General features: G+C 72.8%; 13 protein-coding genes. 5 read left to right on the forward strand and 8 right to left on the reverse strand.

All coding sequences use genetic code 11. From position 1 onward, the window contains the following. Positions 1 to 7 precede the first annotated feature (7 nt). Positions 8 to 889 carry a Gfo/Idh/MocA family protein gene (locus AMK11_RS22745; RefSeq protein ID WP_073729881.1) on the forward strand — a complete coding sequence of 294 codons (882 nt, stop codon included), beginning with the start codon at positions 8 to 10 and terminating at the stop codon, positions 887 to 889. 68 nt (positions 890 to 957) lie between these two features. Here the strand turns inward: AMK11_RS22745 and AMK11_RS22750 are convergent, their stop codons facing one another. From AMK11_RS22750 to AMK11_RS22785, 8 genes are all read right to left on the reverse strand, one after another. Continuing rightward, entirely contained in the window at positions 958 to 2,631 is a 1,674-nt protein-coding gene (locus tag AMK11_RS22750) for an MFS transporter (RefSeq protein ID WP_079187678.1), read from the reverse strand. A gap of 73 nt (positions 2,632 to 2,704) precedes the next feature. After that, positions 2,705 to 4,183 (reverse strand): class I SAM-dependent methyltransferase, encoded by a 1,479-nt coding sequence (locus tag AMK11_RS22755; RefSeq protein ID WP_073729883.1) that lies wholly within the window; start codon positions 4,181 to 4,183, stop codon positions 2,705 to 2,707. Between the two features lie 69 nt (positions 4,184 to 4,252). Continuing rightward, positions 4,253 to 7,363: a non-ribosomal peptide synthetase gene (locus AMK11_RS22760; RefSeq protein ID WP_073729884.1), complete on the reverse strand. Its 3,111-nt coding sequence runs from the start codon at positions 7,361 to 7,363 to the stop codon at positions 4,253 to 4,255. Positions 7,364 to 7,498: 135 nt separating this feature from the next. Then, positions 7,499 to 8,776 carry a nucleotide disphospho-sugar-binding domain-containing protein gene (locus tag AMK11_RS22765; protein WP_073729885.1) on the reverse strand — a complete coding sequence of 426 codons (1,278 nt, stop codon included), beginning with the start codon at positions 8,774 to 8,776 and terminating at the stop codon, positions 7,499 to 7,501. Between the two features lie 49 nt (positions 8,777 to 8,825). Continuing rightward, a complete protein-coding gene (locus AMK11_RS22770) occupies positions 8,826 to 10,061 on the reverse strand; it encodes a cytochrome P450 family protein (protein WP_073729886.1) in 1,236 nt (411 codons plus the stop codon). Between the two features lie 197 nt (positions 10,062 to 10,258). Continuing rightward, positions 10,259 to 11,146, reverse strand: coding sequence for a phytanoyl-CoA dioxygenase family protein (locus AMK11_RS22775; RefSeq protein ID WP_073729887.1), 888 nt, complete (start codon positions 11,144 to 11,146; stop codon positions 10,259 to 10,261). Between the two features lie 17 nt (positions 11,147 to 11,163). Further along, the gene (locus tag AMK11_RS22780; protein WP_073729888.1) at positions 11,164 to 11,433 is read right to left on the reverse strand and encodes a phosphopantetheine-binding protein; all 270 of its coding nucleotides are present in this window, start codon (positions 11,431 to 11,433) and stop codon (positions 11,164 to 11,166) included. A 42-nt stretch (positions 11,434 to 11,475) separates the two neighbouring features. Next, positions 11,476 to 12,657: an acyl-CoA dehydrogenase family protein gene (locus AMK11_RS22785; RefSeq protein ID WP_073729889.1), complete on the reverse strand. Its 1,182-nt coding sequence runs from the start codon at positions 12,655 to 12,657 to the stop codon at positions 11,476 to 11,478. Positions 12,658 to 12,900: 243 nt separating this feature from the next. On the opposite strand from AMK11_RS22785, the gene AMK11_RS22790 reads away from it, so the two are divergent. The 4 genes from AMK11_RS22790 to AMK11_RS22805 all read left to right on the forward strand — a co-directional run bounded on the left by AMK11_RS22790 (position 12,901) and on the right by AMK11_RS22805 (position 17,727). After that, positions 12,901 to 14,280: an extracellular solute-binding protein gene (locus AMK11_RS22790; RefSeq protein ID WP_073730304.1), complete on the forward strand. Its 1,380-nt coding sequence runs from the start codon at positions 12,901 to 12,903 to the stop codon at positions 14,278 to 14,280. A 153-nt stretch (positions 14,281 to 14,433) separates the two neighbouring features. Then, on the forward strand, positions 14,434 to 14,862 hold the full coding sequence (locus tag AMK11_RS22795) for an SgcJ/EcaC family oxidoreductase (RefSeq protein ID WP_073729890.1): 429 nt from the start codon (positions 14,434 to 14,436) through the stop codon (positions 14,860 to 14,862). Between the two features lie 266 nt (positions 14,863 to 15,128). Continuing rightward, positions 15,129 to 16,478, forward strand: a complete 1,350-nt coding sequence (locus tag AMK11_RS22800; RefSeq protein ID WP_073729891.1) for a condensation domain-containing protein — start codon at positions 15,129 to 15,131, stop codon at positions 16,476 to 16,478. A 4-nt stretch (positions 16,479 to 16,482) separates the two neighbouring features. Further along, on the forward strand, positions 16,483 to 17,727 hold the full coding sequence (locus AMK11_RS22805; protein ID WP_073730305.1) for an acyl-CoA dehydrogenase family protein: 1,245 nt from the start codon (positions 16,483 to 16,485) through the stop codon (positions 17,725 to 17,727). Positions 17,728 to 18,057: the final 330 nt, after the last annotated feature.

Consider the following 18,057-nt stretch of genomic DNA (forward strand, 5'->3'; position numbering starts at 1 on the left):
AGACCGTATGGACTTCCTGCTGGTGGGCCGGTCGCGGTTCGCGCAGCGGCGGGTGCTGCCCGCCGCTGCGGCGCTGCCCTTCGGATCGACCGCGGTGGCGAGCCGCCGCGACGGCACCGACTGGCGTGCCCTCGCGGCCCGCAGGCCCGGTCTCGTCCACGTGTCTTCGGCCAACGGCGACCATGCCGAGGCCGTGCTGTGGGCGCTGGAGCACGGGAACCACGTCGTGGTGGACAAGCCCGCGTTCCTGACCCTGCCCGAGGCGACCGCGGCCGTGGCGCTCGCCCGGGCGTCGTCCCTGGTCCTGGCCGAGGCGACCTGCTACGCGTACCACCCGATGTTCGCCCACGCCCGCGGCCCGACGTTCACCGGGGCCGTGGCCGTCTTCACCCCGCCGGTGCCGCCCGGCGACTTCCGTCACGACCGCGCGCGGGGCGGCGGCGCCTTCGCCGACACCGGGCCGTACTTCGCCTCGCTGGGCCGTGTCCTGTGGGACGCCGAGCCCGCCAGGGTCGAGGTGATCGTGGGCGACCGGTCCGCCGACGGCCTTGAGCTGTCGTACAGCGTCCTGGCCGGATATCCGGGCGGCCGGACCGTGGTCGGCCAGTTCGGCTTCACGTCCGGCTACCGCAACGCGCTGCACCTGCTCGGTCCGGGCACCAGCGTCGACTTCGAGCGCCCGTTCTCGGCGCCGCCCGGCCTCTCCCCCACTGTGCGGGTGTCCCACGACGGTGCTTCCGTGTCCCACCGGGTCGCCCCGGCCGACAGCATGCTGCTCTTCCTGGAGCAAGTCCTCACGGCGATCCGTACCGGGTCGAGGGAGTTCGACGAGCCGCTGCTGAGCGACGCCCGGACCCGGGACCTCCTCGCCCGCGCGGCCGGCGTCTGAACGCGTCGTCCCCGCACACGCGGACGCCACCCGCGCACCGCGGGTGGCGTCCGTGGGCCGAGGCAGGGTCAGACCGTGGCGGCCGGCTCCCGTGTCTCTCCGGGACCCTCGGCCCCACCGGCGTCCGTACCGGCGTCCGTGTCCGTGCCGGCGTCCTTGCCCGCGTCCGTCTGGGCCGCGGCGTCCCCTTCGGGGGTGGCGCCGCCCTCGGCCGCCTCGCCCGTCGGCGGGAACTGGCGGAGCACCGTGAGGGCCACGACCACCAGGGCGGCGGCGATGACCGCGGAGACCACCCCGACGCTGCGCAGGGCCGTTGTGAAGGCGTCCCGTGCGGCCTCGAGCAGGGCTGCGCCGGCGGGGCCCGAAAGTTCGGCCGCCGAGGCGACGGCACCCGTGATGTTCTCCCGGGCCCCCTCGGCCGCCCCTTCCGGCACACCCGACGGCACGTCGAGGAGGCTCCGGTAGACGGTCGTACCGAGCGTGCCGATCAGTGCCACGCCCAGCGCGCCGCCGAGTTCGCCGCTCATCTCCGAGACCGACGACGCCGAACCCGCCCGCTCCGGCGGCACCGCGCCGACCAGGAGGCCGGTGGAGAGCGACGCGAAGCCACCGGCACCCAGCGACACCATCGCGACGGCGATGATCGGCAGGGCCAGCGAACTGGTCCGGTCCGCCTGCGTCATCAGCAGGAAGCCGACCATCGAGATGCCGAGGCTGACGGCGATCACGATGCCGGGGCGGCGCTTCTGCGCCAGGGACGGCGAGCCCATCGAGCCGGCCACCAGCGCCACCGCGGAGATCACCATCCACAGGCCGGTCTGCAGGGCGGACAGACCGCGGACGGACTGCAGGAACAGCGTGAAGAACAGCGCCAGGCCGGACATCATCACCGAGCCGAGCAGCATGATCATGAGGGCGCCGGTGAAGGCTCGGTGCTTGAACAGCTTCAGGTCCAGCAGCGGGTTGTCCTGGCTCTTCTGCCGCCGGATGAACAGGTACCCGATCACCAGGCCGGCCACCAGCACGAGCGCGGGCAGCGGGGCCCAGCCGTTGCGGGCCAGCTCCTTGAGGCCGTAGATGACCGGCAGGATCGCGCCGAGCGAGAGCACTGCGCTGATCAGGTCGATGCCGCCGCGCTCACCGCTGCGGTACTCCGGCAGCAGCGCCGGGCCGGCCAGCACGATCAGCAGCATCACCGGGACGTTGATGAGGAAGACCGAGCCCCACCAGAAGTTGGTCAGCATGGCGCCGCCGACCGCCGGGCCGATCGCCGCGCCGCCCATGAAGCAGCCGATGAAGACCGCGATGGCCAGACCCATCTGCTTGGGGTCCGGGAACATGTTGCTGATGAGGGCCAGCGCCGACGGCATCACGGTGGCACCGGCGATACCCATCAGGGCCCGTGCCGCGATCAGCATCTCGGGGCTGGTCGAGTACGCCGCGAGGACGGACATGAGACCGAAGACGGCCGCGCCGATGAGCAGCAGCCTGCGGCGGCCGGTCCGGTCGCCGAGGCCGCCCATCGTGATCAGGAAGCCTCCGATGAGGAACCCGTACACGTCGATGATCCAGAGCTGTTCGACGCCGGTGGCGCCCAGATCCGCGCTCAGTTGCGGGAGCGCCAGGAAGAGCACGCTGGCATCCACGGACAGCAACAGTGCGGGAAGGGCCAGCACCGCCAGCCCCAACCACTCGCGCCTACCTGCCTTCACGGCCGGGGCCGTGTCGTCAGTGGGTTGCATCAGGTATCCCTCCTGGTTCTTCCCGAGCATCCGGTGGATCTGGGAACAGGTCTCCTTCAAGGAAGCCAAGTTGTCACGATCGGGAGCCGTTCAGTTCTTCCAGATTGCGCAATCCGTCGGTCGGCTGGGGAAGGGCGTTGACGATCTCGACGGCCGGGACGTCCGACCCCGGCAGCCGTTCGGCGACGAAGCGGCGTACGTGCTCCGCCAGCTCGGCCGCCTGCGGGTAATTCACGTGGTGGGACGCCGGTTCGAGCGGTTCGCGCGGCTCGTAGAGATCGGTCAGCGGCTCCTCCTCCGGCGCGCTCAGGAAGACCGCGTCCATCTCGCCGGGCTGCGCCGACCCGGTCACTACGACCCTGCGGCCGAGCTGTTCCGCGAGCAGATGCAGGTCTTCGGGCAGCAGGCCCGCTTCCTCCTGGGCGGGTGGCGGCTCCTCGCCGCGCCGGACCGCCGCCGCCGAGGCGAGCAGGCGGAGCAGCGCGCGGTTCGGGATGCCTGTCACCCGCAGGTCCTCCCCCGGCCTGCGCACCAGTTCGGCGGTGAGTTCCGGCCGGCCCGCGAAGGGCAGCCGGGGTACGCCGGTGAGCGAGCGGACCGGTGCGGGCCCCTTGTGCAGCACCACGTCGAAGCGGAAGCTGGTCAGCTCGTTGACCTGCGAGCCGCGTTTCAGCTGGATGTCGACGCCGGCGACGTCGGGGAGTTCCCGGGCGGTCGCGACGAAGTACTCCGGTGCCAGCAGCAGCCACTCGTGGCCCGCGACGGCCTGGTCCACGCGGTCGCGGAGTTCGGCCGGCGCGGCCGACGGGTGCTGCGTGCGCTGGATCTCGGTGACGAACTCCGGGAGGAGGCTCAGGTCGCGGTTGTCGCCGATGAACAGCCGGCCGCCCGGTGCCAGCACCCGCAGCGCCTGCTCGACGACGCGGCGCATGTACCCGTGGCCCGGGAAGTGCATCGTCACCGAGTTGATGATCACCGTGTCGAAGTAGCCCTCGGGGAACCGGTCGGTCTCGACGGCCTCGGCGGCGCGCAGGTGCACCCGGCTCGCCCAGGGCACGCCGGAACTCTTCAGCCGCGACCGCAGGTTCGCGATGGTGACGGGCGAGAAGTCGGTGGCCCGGTACTCGGCGCAGTCGGGGGCCAGATGCCAGAGCAGCAGTCCCGAGCCGACGCCGATCTCCAGGACCCGGGACGGGCGCAGGCCGCGGATCCGTTCGACCGTGGCGGCCCGCCACTCCTCCATCTGTTCGGCGGGGATCAGTTCGCCGGTGTAGCTGCTGGTCCAGCCGCTGAAGTCGGACATGGGGCCCCCGGCGGAAGCGGCACCGCCGTCGGGGCGGCCGTCAAAGGAGGCGGTCCCGGAGTCGTCGGCGTCACCGGCGTACAGATCGTCGTAGAGCCGCCGCCATTGCGCGACGAACTCGGTCTGCGGTGCCGTGTCCGCCGGCATCACCTGGATGACGCCGTCGGACACGACCGCCCGCTCGACCTGCGGATGCGTGGTGGCGACGGCCTCGATCTCGGCGTCGCCCGCTACGGATTGGACGGTCAATTCCCGCTCCTTTCCAGGGTCTGCGTGCCGGACCCCCGTTCGGCCCCGGTGTGGTCCGGAAGCCACGGTCTAGGCGGTCGCGTGCGCGGCCAGGGCCTTCAGGTCGACTTTCGCGTTGCGTGTCAGCGGGAAGGCGCCGACGAAGGACCACAGTTCCGGTACGGCCCACGACGGCAGCGTCTGGCCGACCCAGTCGCGCAGCTCGGCCGGGGACGGGGCCCTTCCCTCGGCGATGACTCCGGCGATCAGCCGCTGGTCGGCGACCTTGCCCTCGCCGACGACGACGGCGTCCCGGACCCCCGGGTGCTCGCGCAGCCGCCGCGCGACCGCCTCCGGCTCGACCCGGAATCCGCGTACCTTCAGCTGCCGGTCGAGGCGGCCGACGAACATCAGGCGGCCGCGGGTGTCCCAGCGCACCAGGTCCCCGGTGCGGTAGAGCCGCTCGCCGGTCTCGGGGTCCCGCCCGCCGAACGCCTGGGCGGTCTCGTCGGGAAGGCCGAGGTAGCCGTCGGCGAGGGCGGTGCCGCCGACGCAGAGTTCACCGACCGCGCCCGGCGGCACCAGGCGGCCGCCGTCGTCGAGGACGAAGACCCGCGTGCCGGGGACGGGCCTGCCGATCGGCAGCGGGTCGCTCACCTCGGCCGCCGCGTCGAAGTGGTGGATCGTGGTGAAGGTGGTGCACTCGGTCGGGCCGTAGGCGAGGCTGATCCGCAGTCCCTCGTACCGTTCGAGCAGTCGCCGCACCTGCTCCGGCGGAGTGACCTCGCCGCCGGTGAGGACCTGGCGCACGTCCGCGAAGGCCTCGGGCCGGTGGTCGGCCATGAGCCGGAACAGGCCGGTGGTCATCCACGCCACGCTCACCCGGCGCTCGGCCAGGAACCGGCCCAGCTCGGTCACGGTGACCGGGCCGTCCGGGAAGATCTGCAGACTCGCGCCGGACAGCAGCGGCGCGAACAGCTCCAGGGTGGAGGCGTCGAAGGCCAGCGGCGCGGTGCGCGAGAAGCGTTCGCCGGGCCCGGTCCGTACATAGCTGACGTCACGCACCAGGCGTACGACCGCGCGGTGCGGCACGGGCACGCCCTTGGGGCGGCCGCTGGAACCGGACGTGAACGCGATGTACGCGGTGCGGCCCGGGTCGGCCGGTGCCGGCTCCGGTCCGGGCTCCAGCGGGGTGGCCGGGTTCCAGGGCGCGAGGGCCGGGCGGCCGGCCAGCCCGGCCACCTCGGGCGAGCCGATCACGGCGACGGGCGAGACCTGCCTGAGGATCTTCTCCAGCCAGTCGGGCGGCGCGGCCTGGTCCACCGCCACGTACGTCGCGCCCCGGTGCAGCACGGCGAGCACGGCGACGACCTCGGCGGTGCCGCGCGGCAGGGCCACGACGACGCGGTCGCCGGGGCGGACGTCGGTGAGGGCGGCGGCCTGGGTGCGGACGGCGGCGAGGAGTTCGTCGTACGTCAGGTCCTCGACGGCGACCTCGTCCGGGTACCGCTCGGCGGTCTCCTCGAAGAGCTGCCACAGCCCGGTCTCGCAGTCGGCGGCGGGCGCGTCGGCGAGCTTTCGGAGCCACTCCCGCTGTCCCGGCGCGACGGCGCTGACCGACGAGACGGGTGCGTCCACGTCCGCGACGAGCTCCTCCAGGGCCGCGACGAATCCGTCGATCAGCGCGTGCGCCTCGTCCGGGGTGAACACGCCCGGCTGGTACTCCAGTTGCAGCGCGGGCCGCTCGGCCCAGCTGGTCAGGAACAGGGTGGTCTCCATCATGGAGGAGCCGGTGTAGCCCTCGTGCAGCGGCAGGTCGAGGCCGCACTCCTGCAGCCGGTCGGGCATCAGCTCGTCGTGCGCCTCGAACACGCCCTGGATGACCGGCAGCCGGTCGGTGACGTGGTCCTGGCCCAGGGCCGAGATGACCTTGTCGAGCGGGAGTTCGGCCCGCTCGGTGGCGGCCGCCCAGCTGGCGGCGCAGGCCCGCAGCTGCTCGGCGACGGTGCGGTCCTCGTCGATCTGGAAGCGCACGGGCACGATACGGACGCACAGTCCGAGTACGTCGTGCAGCTGGGCGGTCTCGCGGCCGGACATCGCGACGCCGATGGCGAGGTCCTGCAGCCCGGCCCGCCGGCCCATGGCCAGGGCCCAGGCGCTGAACACGATGACGGTGTGGGTCACGCCGAGCTGCCGTGCGGTGGTCATGACCCGGTCCCGCAGCCCGGCGCTGAGGCCGAACGGCAGGTGCACGCCGTTGACGTCCGGGGGCTCGGGCCGCGCTCGGTCGACGGGCAGCGGGACGGTCTCGGGCAGTCCGGCGAGGTCCTCGGCCGCGAGCCGGGTCAGCTCGGCGAGCCGGCCGTTCCCGGCGATCTCCCGGTCCCGGGCCAGGATCAGCTCGGGCGAGAGGCCCGGCTCGGCGGTACCTGTGCTGTACGCGCGGGCGAAGGCGTGCCAGAACCGGCTCAGCGCCCACCCGTCGAGGAGGGCGTGGTGCAGCAGGATGCTCAGCAGGTCCGGGCCGTCCTCGACGCGGGTGTGCACGAACACGACGGGCGGCTCGCTGAACGGCTGCAGCAGCCCCGGCGCCGCGGACAGCTGGTGGTGCACGATGTTCACCGCGTTGCCGCCGGGCGGCGGGGCGAGCCGCTGCTCGATCAGCCGCGGCTCCCAGTGCGGCAGCACACGGCGTGCGAAGCCGTCGTCGGTACGGGTGAAGGCGGTGCGGAGCGCCTCGTGGCTGCGGGTCAGCGCGGCCAGCGTCGTGCGCAGCCGTTCCGGGTCGAAGGGGGTGGCGCTCTCGGCCGTGAACAGCACGCGCACCGGACGGCCGTCGATCTGGTCCTCGGCCATCAGCATGCCGTCCTGGCTGGTCAGCAGCGGCCGGTCCACCTCGGTGGTCGCGGCGGGCGCCGGTACGGGCCGGAACTCACCGGCCTGTGCCATGGCCTTGGCGAGGGGCACCGAGCCGCGCATCGCGCGGACCGGCGGGGAGATGCCGAGCCGCCGCTCCACCCGGGCCACGAAGTCGGCCGCGCGCAGCGAGGTGCCGCCCATGTCGATGAAGGACGCCGTCCCGGCGCGCTCCTCGACCGTGCTGACCGGACACCCCAGCACCTCCGCCGCCAGCGCGATCCACTCCTTACGCATCGCGTCGTCCGAGGCGGACGCCACGCGGTCGAGATCACTGGTTGTCATGGTGTCTCCTCGGGGTTCTGCCACGGTTTTTGCCGTGGCACCACTCGATTCATGCTCGTCATTCCCGTGGACCGGCGGCATCTTCCCCGTTGCCCGACCGGGCGGCGCGCGATGCGTGTGCGCCGCCCCGGATGTTCAAGGCCGGTGCTGCGCCGTGAGCCGTTCGATGGCCGGGACGGTCTCGTTCGGTGTGGGCAGCTCGTTCAGCCGCGCGCGCAGACGGGCCGCGTTGTGGCCGAACTCCGGGTCCTTCAGCACCCGGAGCAGCTGGTCGCGCAGCGCGTGGGGGGTCAGCCGGTCCGGGTCGCTCACGTAGAGGCCGGCGCCCTGCTGCTCCAGGATGTCGAGGTGGGCCAGCGGGCCCCAGAACTTGTCGTTGCCGAACTTGCCGGGCACCACGAGCTGCGGCACGCCGTGCTGCAGCGCCGTGATGAACGTGCCGTAGCCGCCGTGGTGGACCACCGCCGAGCAGGTCGGCAGCAGCGCCGCCAGCGGCACAAACTCGACGGCGCGCACGTTGTCGGGCAGTGTCGGCAGCGCCGCGATCTGCTCCCGGCCGAGTGTGATGACCACCTCGGCGTCCAGGTCGGCGACCGCTCCGAGCAGCTCACCGGCCGGCGCACCGGCGTCGAGTTCGCGGAAGCTGAGGCCCAGGGTGAGGCAGACACGTCGGCGTGCGGGCGTGTCGAGTACCCAGTCCGGCACCGCCGACGGCCCGTTGAACGGGGTGGGCCGTGTCCAGAGGTAGTGCGTGCCGGGCGGCTGCCAGGTCCACGGCGGGGTGGCGTTGATCGACCAGTGTCCCGTCAGGGTGTGCTCGTCGTAGGCCAGCCCGTACCGGTCGAGGAGGGGCCGTACGACCTCCCGCAGCGGGTCCCGGTCCGGTGTGGCGGCCCGCAGCTGGGCCAGCGAGTCCGGGCCGAACACGAAGCGGGCGTGCGCGGCGCCGGCCGCCTGCGCGGCGGCCGGGCCGGCGTAGGCCATGGTCATCGCGTCCCAGATCACCAGGTCGGGCCGCCACCGGCGGGCGTAGCGGACCGCGCCGTCGATCACCGAGGGCGAGTTGAAGAACGGGAAGTGCTGCGTGGCCAGTCCGTCGAGTTCGCCGTAGGGGTCCTCGGCGGCGTACTCGCTCTGCGTCGCTCTGCGGCGCGGCCCGGCCGGGGCGTGGGCCGTGGGGGGCGGTGGCTCCGCCGCCTCCATCACGGCCGCCATCGTGGCGCTCACGTCGAGGTCGTCGCCGATCGCGACGGCGGGCAGGCCGGTGCGCGCGATGTCGTCGGCGCTGAAGTTGGCGGCGTCGGGCTGGCTGGCGACGTGCACCTCGTGCCCGGCGGTCCGCAGGGCCCAGGCCAGCGGCACCATCGCGTACAGGTGGGTCTTGCTCGGGCACGTCAGGATGAGGATGCGCATGGAGTCTCCTGCGGCGGGGTCGGGGCCAGGACGTGGGTGCGGCGGGCGGTCAGTGCTGGGCGAGGCGGGCGGTCAACCGGACCGGCAGCGACCGGTGGCCGTTCATGACGAAGGTGCCCAGCGGTGCGAGGTCCTCCGGTGCCGTGCCGAGGTGCAGGCCGGGGAAGCGCGCGAACAGGGCCTGCACGGCGATCCGGACCTCCATGCGGGCCAGGGCCTGGCCGACGCACCGGTGCGCGCCGTGGCCGAAGGCAAGGTGCCGTTTGTCCGCCCGCTGCGCGTCGAACTCCCGCGCGTCGGCGCCGTGCAGGTCGGGATCGCGGCCCGGGGCCGCGAAGCTGACCAGTACGGGGCAGCCCTGCGGGATCTTCTCGCCCTCGACGGTCACGTCCTCCACCGGGAACCGGAAGGGCATCATGGCCACCGGTGCTTCGGTGCGCAGCGTCTCCTCCACCACGTCGTCCCAGGAGACCCGCCCCGCGCGTACGGCGTCGAGCAGGCCGGGGCAGGTCAGCAGGGCGGCGACGGTGTTGGTGATGAGGTTCTTGGCCGGTTCCGTGCCGGTGTTCAGCATCAGCAGGACCAGGGAGACCAGCTCCTCGTCCGCCGCGGGCCCCTCGCCGGCCTGCGCCGCGATCAGGTCGCTGATGAGGTCCTCGCCGGGGTTCTGGCGCTTGGCCGCCACGAGTTCCTCGGCGTCCTGCCGGTCGCGCAGGAACGCGGCCCGCATCTCCTGCGGGCTCGCCGGGGTGTATCCCGCGCGGGCCAGGATGCCGTCCTGGTCCTGCGGGCGTGCGCCGAGGAGCTGTCCGATCACCTGTGCCGCCACCGGACGCGCGAAGTCGGCCCGCAGGTCGGCCGTCGCGTCCGGGTCCTGTTCGGTACGGGCCTGAAGGGCGTCCAGTGCGCGTGTCACGACGTCCTCGATGCGGGGCTGCAGGGCCGCCACACGCCGCGGGCTGAACGCGCCCGCGACGAGGCGGCGCTGCCGGGCGTGCGGCTCGCCGTGCGCGGTGGACATGTTCTCCATCCGGGCCCAGGGCAGCAGCGGGAAATCCGCGCCGATGGAGCCCTCGGCGTAGGCGGGCCAGTGCAGGCGGGCGTCCTTGGAGAACCGCTGGTCCGCCAGGACCTGCCGGGCGGCCCGGTAGCCGGTCACCGCGTAGGCGGCCACCCCGCCGGGCAGCTCGACCGGGGCGACCGGTCCGTGCTCCCGGATCCGGGCCGCCTCGCCGTGGATGTCGCTGCCGAGGTGGTCGATGGCGATGGGCGGGTCTGTGTCCACGCTTACTCCCAAAGGTCGGTGCACATGTGGTCCCGGAGGCCGGCGCACGGGGGTGGCGTGCGGCGGCCGCCGCAGCTGTGGCCGGTAGCCGGGGCCGGCATGCCCGTCCGCGCCCCGGCACGCGCGCGGCGTGCGGGGCCGCCCGTCCTGCGGCACCGCACGCCGATCGCGCCTGCCGGCTGCTGCGGACAGAGGCGCTACTGCAGCGGGTTCGCGCCCCGTGGCCTGCCGGCGAGCTCTTGCTGGGTCCGTTCCAGGAGCAGGTGCGGGTCCTGCGTCTCGACCTGGCCGAGGCCGGGCGGGCAGCGGTCCCAGCCGAGCAGCCGCTGCACCTCTTCCGGCAGCGTCGCCACGGTCTCCCGGGAGACGGCGAGGTACTGGTTCTCCTCCTGCCGCAGGTTGCCCAGGTCGAGGGCGACGGACAGGCTGTACCGCGGCGCGTTGGTGGTGTTGGCCCCGCCGCCGTGGTAGACGCCGCCCTGCCAGAGCAGCGCGGAGCCGGCGGGCATCACGGCCGGTACCGTCTCGGCGTACGTGGGGGCCCGTTCGTCGTCCCAGTGGTGGCTGCCGGGGATGACCAGGGTCGCGCCGTTGGCGCTGGTGAAGTCGTTCATGGCGAGCATCAGCTGCAGCCGGCACGGCGGTCCCGGGTGCCGCCACAGATGCATCGCGTCGTCGCGGTGCAGCGGCTGCCGGCCCTGGCCCGGGTCGATGCGGATCGCCTGGGTGAAGCTGACCTGGATGCTCGGCTTCACCTCCATCCGGACCTTGCCGATCCAGATGTGCTGCGGCTGCTGCAGCAACTGCCGGGCCGCACCCAGGAAGTGACGCTGGGTCACTACTGGTGACATGTGCATCGACCGCTGGAACAGACTGGACAGCCGCTTCGTCTTCTGGCCGTCGTAACCGCTCTCGCTGTAGCCGGACTCCTCCAGGCCGGGCCCGAGGTCGTCCTGGAGCCCGGCCAGTGTCGCCGGGTCGGTGAATCCCTCGACGACCACCGCTCCGTCGCGCTCCAGGACCGCCACCACGTCGTCGAGGGCCGCATCCGGCCGTACGTGGGTCAGTTCGTGTTTCGTTCTCACCTCCGCGGCCCCCGCACTCAGTCGGCCGAGCCGCCGGACAGGGCGAGCACGACGTGGGTGAGGGTCTCCAGGTCCGGGTCCTCGAAGAGGTCGCCGATGTCGAGGGTGAGGCCGAGCTGTTCCTCGACGGCCGCGGCGACCTGCACGGCGGCGATGGACTGTCCGTTGAGGTCGAAGAACGTGGCGCCGGGCCGGTCGGAGCCCGGGCCCAGGACGTCCGTCCAGATCGCCGCGACGCGCTGGGAGATTTCTTCCTTGCTGAGAGCCGACTGCTGCTGGGTGCTCATGTCTCCTCCAGGCGGGTTCACAGGGGTGCAGAGGAATACGGATCAGAGGTACTGGGTGTTGGCCGGCAGGCCGCAGGCGAGGCGCCCGTACAGTTCGAAGTTGGTGTCGGGGTGCATGATCGCGTGCAGGTTGAGCGCCTTGATGTCGCGCTCGATGCGCTGGATGGGCGCGCTGGAGTACAGCGAGGAGCCGCCGCTGGCACCGGCCAGCACGTCGACGGCCTCCTTGGCCCGCAGGCAGACGGCGCCCAGGTCGAGCCGGGCACGGGCGCGCTCTTCGAGGCTCCACTGCTCGCCGGACGACGCCTTCGTGTCGATGAGGTCGGCGGTGCGCAGCAGGTGGAACCCGGCCTCCGCGATCGCGATCTCCGCCTGCGCCAGCTGCAGATGGGTCAGCGGCGCGGCGCTCTGTTCCGTGTAGTCGGTGTAGGTGATCTTGGCTCCGGGCAGCCGCTCCATGAACGCGTCCCGGGCGGCGAGCGCGAGGCCGTACGCGGCCGCGCCGACGGTGGCGCAGGCGACCGGCATGAACGGGGCCCGCCACATGGTCGCTTCGGGATTCTGCTGCCCCGGGTGCGCACCGCCGATCACCGGGCCGACCGGCAGCACCCGCTCGGCCGGTACGAAGACGTTCTCGGCGACGGTCGTGACGCTGCCGGAGGCGCACATGCCGGAGGTGTGCCAGTCGTCGATCACCTTCAGGTCGCTCATCGGCATCAGCACCATGACGGGCTCGTGCTGCCCGTCCGGGGTGGGCCGGACGGCGGCGTTCACGTTCCACGTGCTGTGCTGGGCACCGGTGTTGAACGACCACTTGCCGTTGACCAGGTAGCCACCGTCGGCGGGGGCGGCCATGGCGCCGGGGCTGAGGATGCCGCTGATCCGTACGTCCGGGTCGGCGAACACCTCGTCGCGGACGGACTCGGGGAAGAGGCCGACCATCCAGCTGCTGATCATCCACACCGAAGCGGTCCAGGCGGCGGAGCCGTCGCCGCGCGCCAGCTCGGCGAGGACTTCGGAGACGGTGCGCATGTCGGACTCGTAGCCGCCATGACTGCGCGGCACCCGCATGCGCAGCAGACCGGATCCGCCCAGCGCTTCGAGTGTCTCGGCGTTGAGCTGCCTGCGCTGCTCCGACGCCTGGGAGTTGGACCGCAGTACGGGGCCGAGCTCGGCTGCGCGCCGCAGCAGTTCGGTCCGCGACAGCGTGGTGACGGTTTCCATCGGCTCTCCTTGAGTCGGGGCGCGCCCTGAGGACGGGGTCACGGCGGCGTCGTGAGGACGATGGCAGCCGGGATCACCGCGCCGCATCTTCCGAGCTGCTGTTTGCCGTGCGTACCGGGCGGCGGGGGCGCGGACGCATGGTGCGGGCCTGCGCCTGGAGCACGCGGGGAGATGCGGCCGGCAAGGGCGGCGCGGAGCATGAACGGCCCAGGAAGCCGGTACCGACCTGAGATGGGCAGACTGATGCACCAAGCAGCCGAGAAGCTCACGATCAACGTCTGGCTCAATCGCTGGCCGATGTGGCAGCAGCTCGTCGACCCGATCCGGAGGCAGGCGGAGGAGTTCAACCGCAGGCACCCGCGGTACCGGGTCGTCGTCGACGCCGTCAACGTGGGGCGGTTTCCCCGGGAGGTGGCGCGGGCAGCCCGTACGGGGAACGCGCCGCACCTCGCCTCGTACCAGTACACCTATGTCCAGGAGGCACAGGACGTACGCGACCGGGACGGGCAGCCGCTGTTCACCTCGGTGACCGAGGCGGTGGGCGGGCGGACGGAGATCCTCGGCGAGCCCGTGGTCCTCGACGACGTCGTGTCCAACATGCGGGCGTACTTCACGCTCGACGGCGACCTGAGCTCGATGCCGCGCAACACCTCCACCGTGCTGCTGTTCTCCAACATCGACGCGCTGAACGCCGCCGGGATCGCCGAACCGCCGCGCACCTGGGCGCAGGTGGAGGCGGCGTGTGCCGCGTTGGCCGGACGGGACGGCGCCCGCCGCGCCGGCATCACCTGGCCCAACTTCGGCTGGCTCTTCCAGCAGTCCGTGGCGCAGCAGGGCGGCCTGTTCTGCGACCACGACAACGGCAGGTCGGGCCGGAGCGGGAAGGTCGACTACCTGTCGCCCGAGATGCTGGCCTACGCGACCTGGTGGCGGGACCTGTACCGGGCGGGCCACTACCTCTACACCGGCAAGTCGTCGGACTGGTGGGGCTGCATGCAGGCGTTCGCCGACGGCGACGCGGCGATGCTGGTCAGCACCTCCGTCGAGGCCGGGCCCATCGTGCGGGCGGCCCGCAAGGCGGGTTTCCGCGTGCAGGCCAGCGCGATGCCGTACAACGAACGGGCCGGGTACGCGGGGAACCTCGTCGCCGGTGAGTCGCTCTGGCTGCGCTCCGGGCTGGACGAGGCGACCCGCGACGGCGCGCTGGCCTTCCTGCAGTTCATGAACAACCCGCGCAACGCGACCGCCGTCTACGACCACGAGCGGACGTTCGTCCCCACCACCGAGTCCTCGATCGCCCTGCTCACCGAGGAGGGCTGGTTCGACCGGAATCCGCACTGCCGGGCCGCGATCGACCAGCTCCGGACGAGTCCCGACTCCCCTGCCACGCGCGGGGCGGTGCTGGGCAACTTCCTGCCCGTCCAGGGCGCGGGCACGCAGGCCATGCACGATGTGCTGGTCGGCGGCGAGGATCTGACCGCGCGGTTCAGCCGGGCGAACGACCAGGCCCGGCAGCTCCTCGACGAGTACGCGCGGCAGGTGGAGTCGGAGGCCGGCGCCGACGGCCACGCGCCGCAGCGGCTGCCGCAGATGGAGGGCGAGCGGCTCCGGCTCGGCGCCTGAACGCCTCCGTCCGGCCCTCCGCGTCAGCCCCCTGCCGGCGGCACCGTCTGCGCAATCCGCAAGATGCCGGGACACACGCGGAGTGTGACGGTGTGAACCACCCGGTCGCCCCTGCGATTTCCCGCCTGCTTCCCACCCTGCGATGGAGGAGACATGAGTACCCACAGCGCCCTCTCGGATGTTGCGGTCACCGACGCGGACAAGGCCGCGGTCGCCGCGGTGCCCCAGCGCATCGTCGAGGCCTGGGCGTCCTACGACGCCGACGCGTTCGCCGAGGTGTTCACCGCCGACGGGACCCTGATCCTTCCCGGCTTCTTCGAGAAGGGCCGTGACGCCATCCGCGCCTTCGCCGCGGCGGCCTTCGCCGGCCCGTACAAGGGCACGCGCGTCACCGGCACCCCCGTCGACATCCGCTTCCTCAGCGCGGAGGCGGGGATCCTGGTCACGCGCGGCGGCATCCTGACGCCGGGTCAGGACGAGCCGTCCCCGGAGCGGGCCGTGCACGCCTCCTGGCTGGTCGTGAAGCAGGACGGCCGGTGGCAGCTCGCCGCCTACCAGAACAGTCCGCGTCACACCGGCTGAGCAGCGTCCCGTACCGCCCGTAGAAGCCTGTGCCCGGGCCCCCGGTCGCCCGCCCGGAGTGCGGGTGGCGTCGGGGTGAGGGGGTGCTGCCCCAGGCTCCGCGCGCCGGAATCGGCGGCAACCACGAAGATGCGGCAGTCCTCCGGCGCTGCCGACAATCGGGCGCGGCCACCGCGCCGGCGTCGGCACGACGCCCGGTGCCCGCTGCCCTCCACCACGACGGCGTCAGACACAGGCTCTCAGCCTCCACCGAGGAGAGATCGCGCATGACCACCTATCCGGAAGCTCAGCAGGCACCGACCACCACGCCGCTCTCACTGCAGCAGCAATTCCTCGCCCTGTTCGCCCAGGGCTACGAGGCCGGGCCGTTCGGGCCGCACTACGTCGAGGTCGGCGGGTGGCGGCTGCACGGCCGGGTGAACGTACCGGCGCTGCGCCTGGCGCTCGCCGACGTGGTCGAGCGGCACGAGGCGCTGCGTACGGTGCTGCACCTGGACAACGGCGGCGGCACGCAGAGCGTGGTGCCCGCCGGGCAGCCCGAGCTGCTGCTCGTCGAGCTGGACGAGGCGCCGGGCCCGGACCGCGAGCGGCGCGCCGAAGAGCTCATGATCGAGGCGGAGACCCGGCCGTTCCCGATCCACGAGGTGCCGCTGCTGCGTGCGGTGCTCGGCCGCTTCGACGACGAGGACGCGGTACTGGTGCTGGCCACGCACCACAGTGCCGCGGACGTCTGGTCGCTCCAGGTGATCATGCAGGACCTGGCGCAGTGCTACGCGGCCCGCGCGGCCGGGGACGAGCCGCGGCTGCCGGAGGCGACCCAGTACCGCGACTACATCGTGGCGCAGCAGGAGGACGCCTCCGGGCCGTCGGTGGCCGCCGCCCAGGCCTACTGGCGTGAGACCCTGCGCGGCGCCCGGGTCCTGGTGGCGCCGACCCGCCGCACCGGCGAGAGCCCGGCGACGAGTTACCACCGCTTCACCACCGACGCCGAGCTGAGCGCGGAGGTGTCCCGGCTGGCCCGGGCGACGCGCAGCTCCCCGTTCATGGTGCTGCTCGCGGCGTTCGCCGTGTACGTGAACCGGCGCACCGGGCAGACCGACCTCGTGGTCCCCACCTTCGCGCCGGGCCGCCGGCACGGCTTCAGGTCCACGGTCGGGTCGTTCTTCAACTTCGTGCCGCTGCGTGTGGACGTGAGCGGCTGCGGGACCTTCCGTGAGGTCGTCGCCCGCACCAGGACGGCGTGCGTCGGTGCCTTCTCCCACGAGCTGCCGCTGATGCAGGTCCTCGCCGTGGCGCCCGAGCTGATGAACTCGGTCGGCCCCGACACGGCACCGACCCTGTTCCAGGCCGTCCAGCCGCCGTACTCGATGCAGGCCGAGAAGGTCGGCGACCTGGAGTACTCGGCGATCTGGCGGCGGGTCGTGCCGCAGCCCATGGGGTCCGAGACCCCCGACGGCATGATCTGGTCGATGCACCTCAGCAACACCGAGGTGGTCGGCGGGCTCAGCTTCAGCCGCCACCTGTTCGACCGGGCCGAGGTCGACGAGCAGGTCGCCGGATTCCTCGGTGTGGTCGGCGAGCTGGCGGCCGCCCCCGACGCGGCGATCGGGGCGTGACGCGATGACCCTCACCGAGACCCCCGCGCAGGCCACGGCCGCGCCGTTCGAGGCCGACGTCACCCCGGCCGTGCTCATCGAGCGGGCCCGGGCCGTGGCCGCCACCCTGGTCTTGCGCCAGCGCGAGACCGAGGAGCGGACCTACTACGCCGAGGACACCCACCGGGCGTTCCGGGACGCGGGGCTCTACCGCATCACGGTGCCCAGGCGTTACGGCGGCTTCGAGTTCGGCTTCGACACCTTCCTGGAGGTCGTGAAGATCCTCTGCCGCGCCTGCCCGTCGACCGGCTGGATGTACTGCCTGGGCGCCGCGCACTCGCTGTTCGCCGCCACCATGTTCGAGGAGGAGGCGCAGGCCGAGATCTTCCGCGGCGGCGACTTCATCGCGCCCCTCGTCAACGCGCCGTTCGGGACGGCCGAGCAGGCCGCGGACGGCTCCTGGATCCTGAACGGCACGTGGAAGTACTGCTCCGGCGCACCGTACGCGACCCACCTGATCGGCAACGCCGTGATCGCCGGAGGCGAGGGGGAACCGCCCCGCCGGCTGCTGTTCATCGCGCCGCGCGACCGGTGGGAGATGCTCGACGACTGGGGCGGGCAGATCGGCCTCAAGGGCAGCGGTTCGCACAGTATCCGGATCTCCGGCGGGCGCATCCCCGGTCACTTCGGCCTGGAGGTCAACTTCGAGGAGATCTCGGTGACCGGCGGCACCCCGGGCCGCGCGCTGCACGACCACCCGCAGTACGGCGGTGCCCCGGCCAGCTCGATGGCGCTGGAGGGCGCACACATCGCGGTCGGCATGTGCCAGGGCGCGCTCGACGCGTACACCGAGCTGATGTTCTCCCGTACGACGATCCTGCCGCCGTTCCCGCCCCGGGCCGAGGACCCCGACTACCAGCTCTGGTACGGGCAGGCCAGCAGCATGATCGACGCCGCCGAGGCCCTGGTGGGTGCCGCGGCGCGGCGCTGGCACGAGCTGTCCGAGCAGCCGCCCGAGGCGTTCACCGCGGAGGAGGACGTGCGGATCGCGCTGCTGTGCCGGGAGGCCACCCAGCTGGCCTGGCGGGCCGTCGACGAGATCATCCAGCCGACGGCCGGCAGCACGTCCGCACGGGAGGGGGAGCGCCTCGAACGGGTCTGGCGGGACCTGTCCACCGGGCGCACGCACGTGAGTTCCGCCGTGCTGCTCACCACCGTGGCCAACCGCGGGTACGCCCAGCTGCGCCTGATGAACGCGCAGTCCGGCTGACCCGGGGAGCAGCGGACAGGGGGCGACCTCGCGAAGATCCCGGCCGCACCGGCATCCGTAGGGGTGCCGGTGCGGTGGCATGTCGGGGGGGGGCAGTGGTGTGCCGGGGAGCGGTGGCAGGTGGACGGGGCGGGGGCATGTCCGGGGGCGGGGATATGTCCGGGGGGGGCGGGGCCTGCCTCCGCCCCCCGCCCCGGCCCCGGTCCTCGCCGGACGTCAGCCGTCGCGGTGGTGTCTCGGTCCGCTGAGGGCGGTGCAGCCGGGCCCGCACGCCCCGTCCGGGAGCTCCTCCCCGGGCAGCGGTTCCGGCTGCTGGGTGACGGCCGACAC

The sequence above is a fragment of the Streptomyces sp. CB02414 genome (genome assembly GCF_001905385.1).
In the GTDB taxonomy this organism is placed as follows: domain Bacteria; phylum Actinomycetota; class Actinomycetes; order Streptomycetales; family Streptomycetaceae; genus Streptomyces.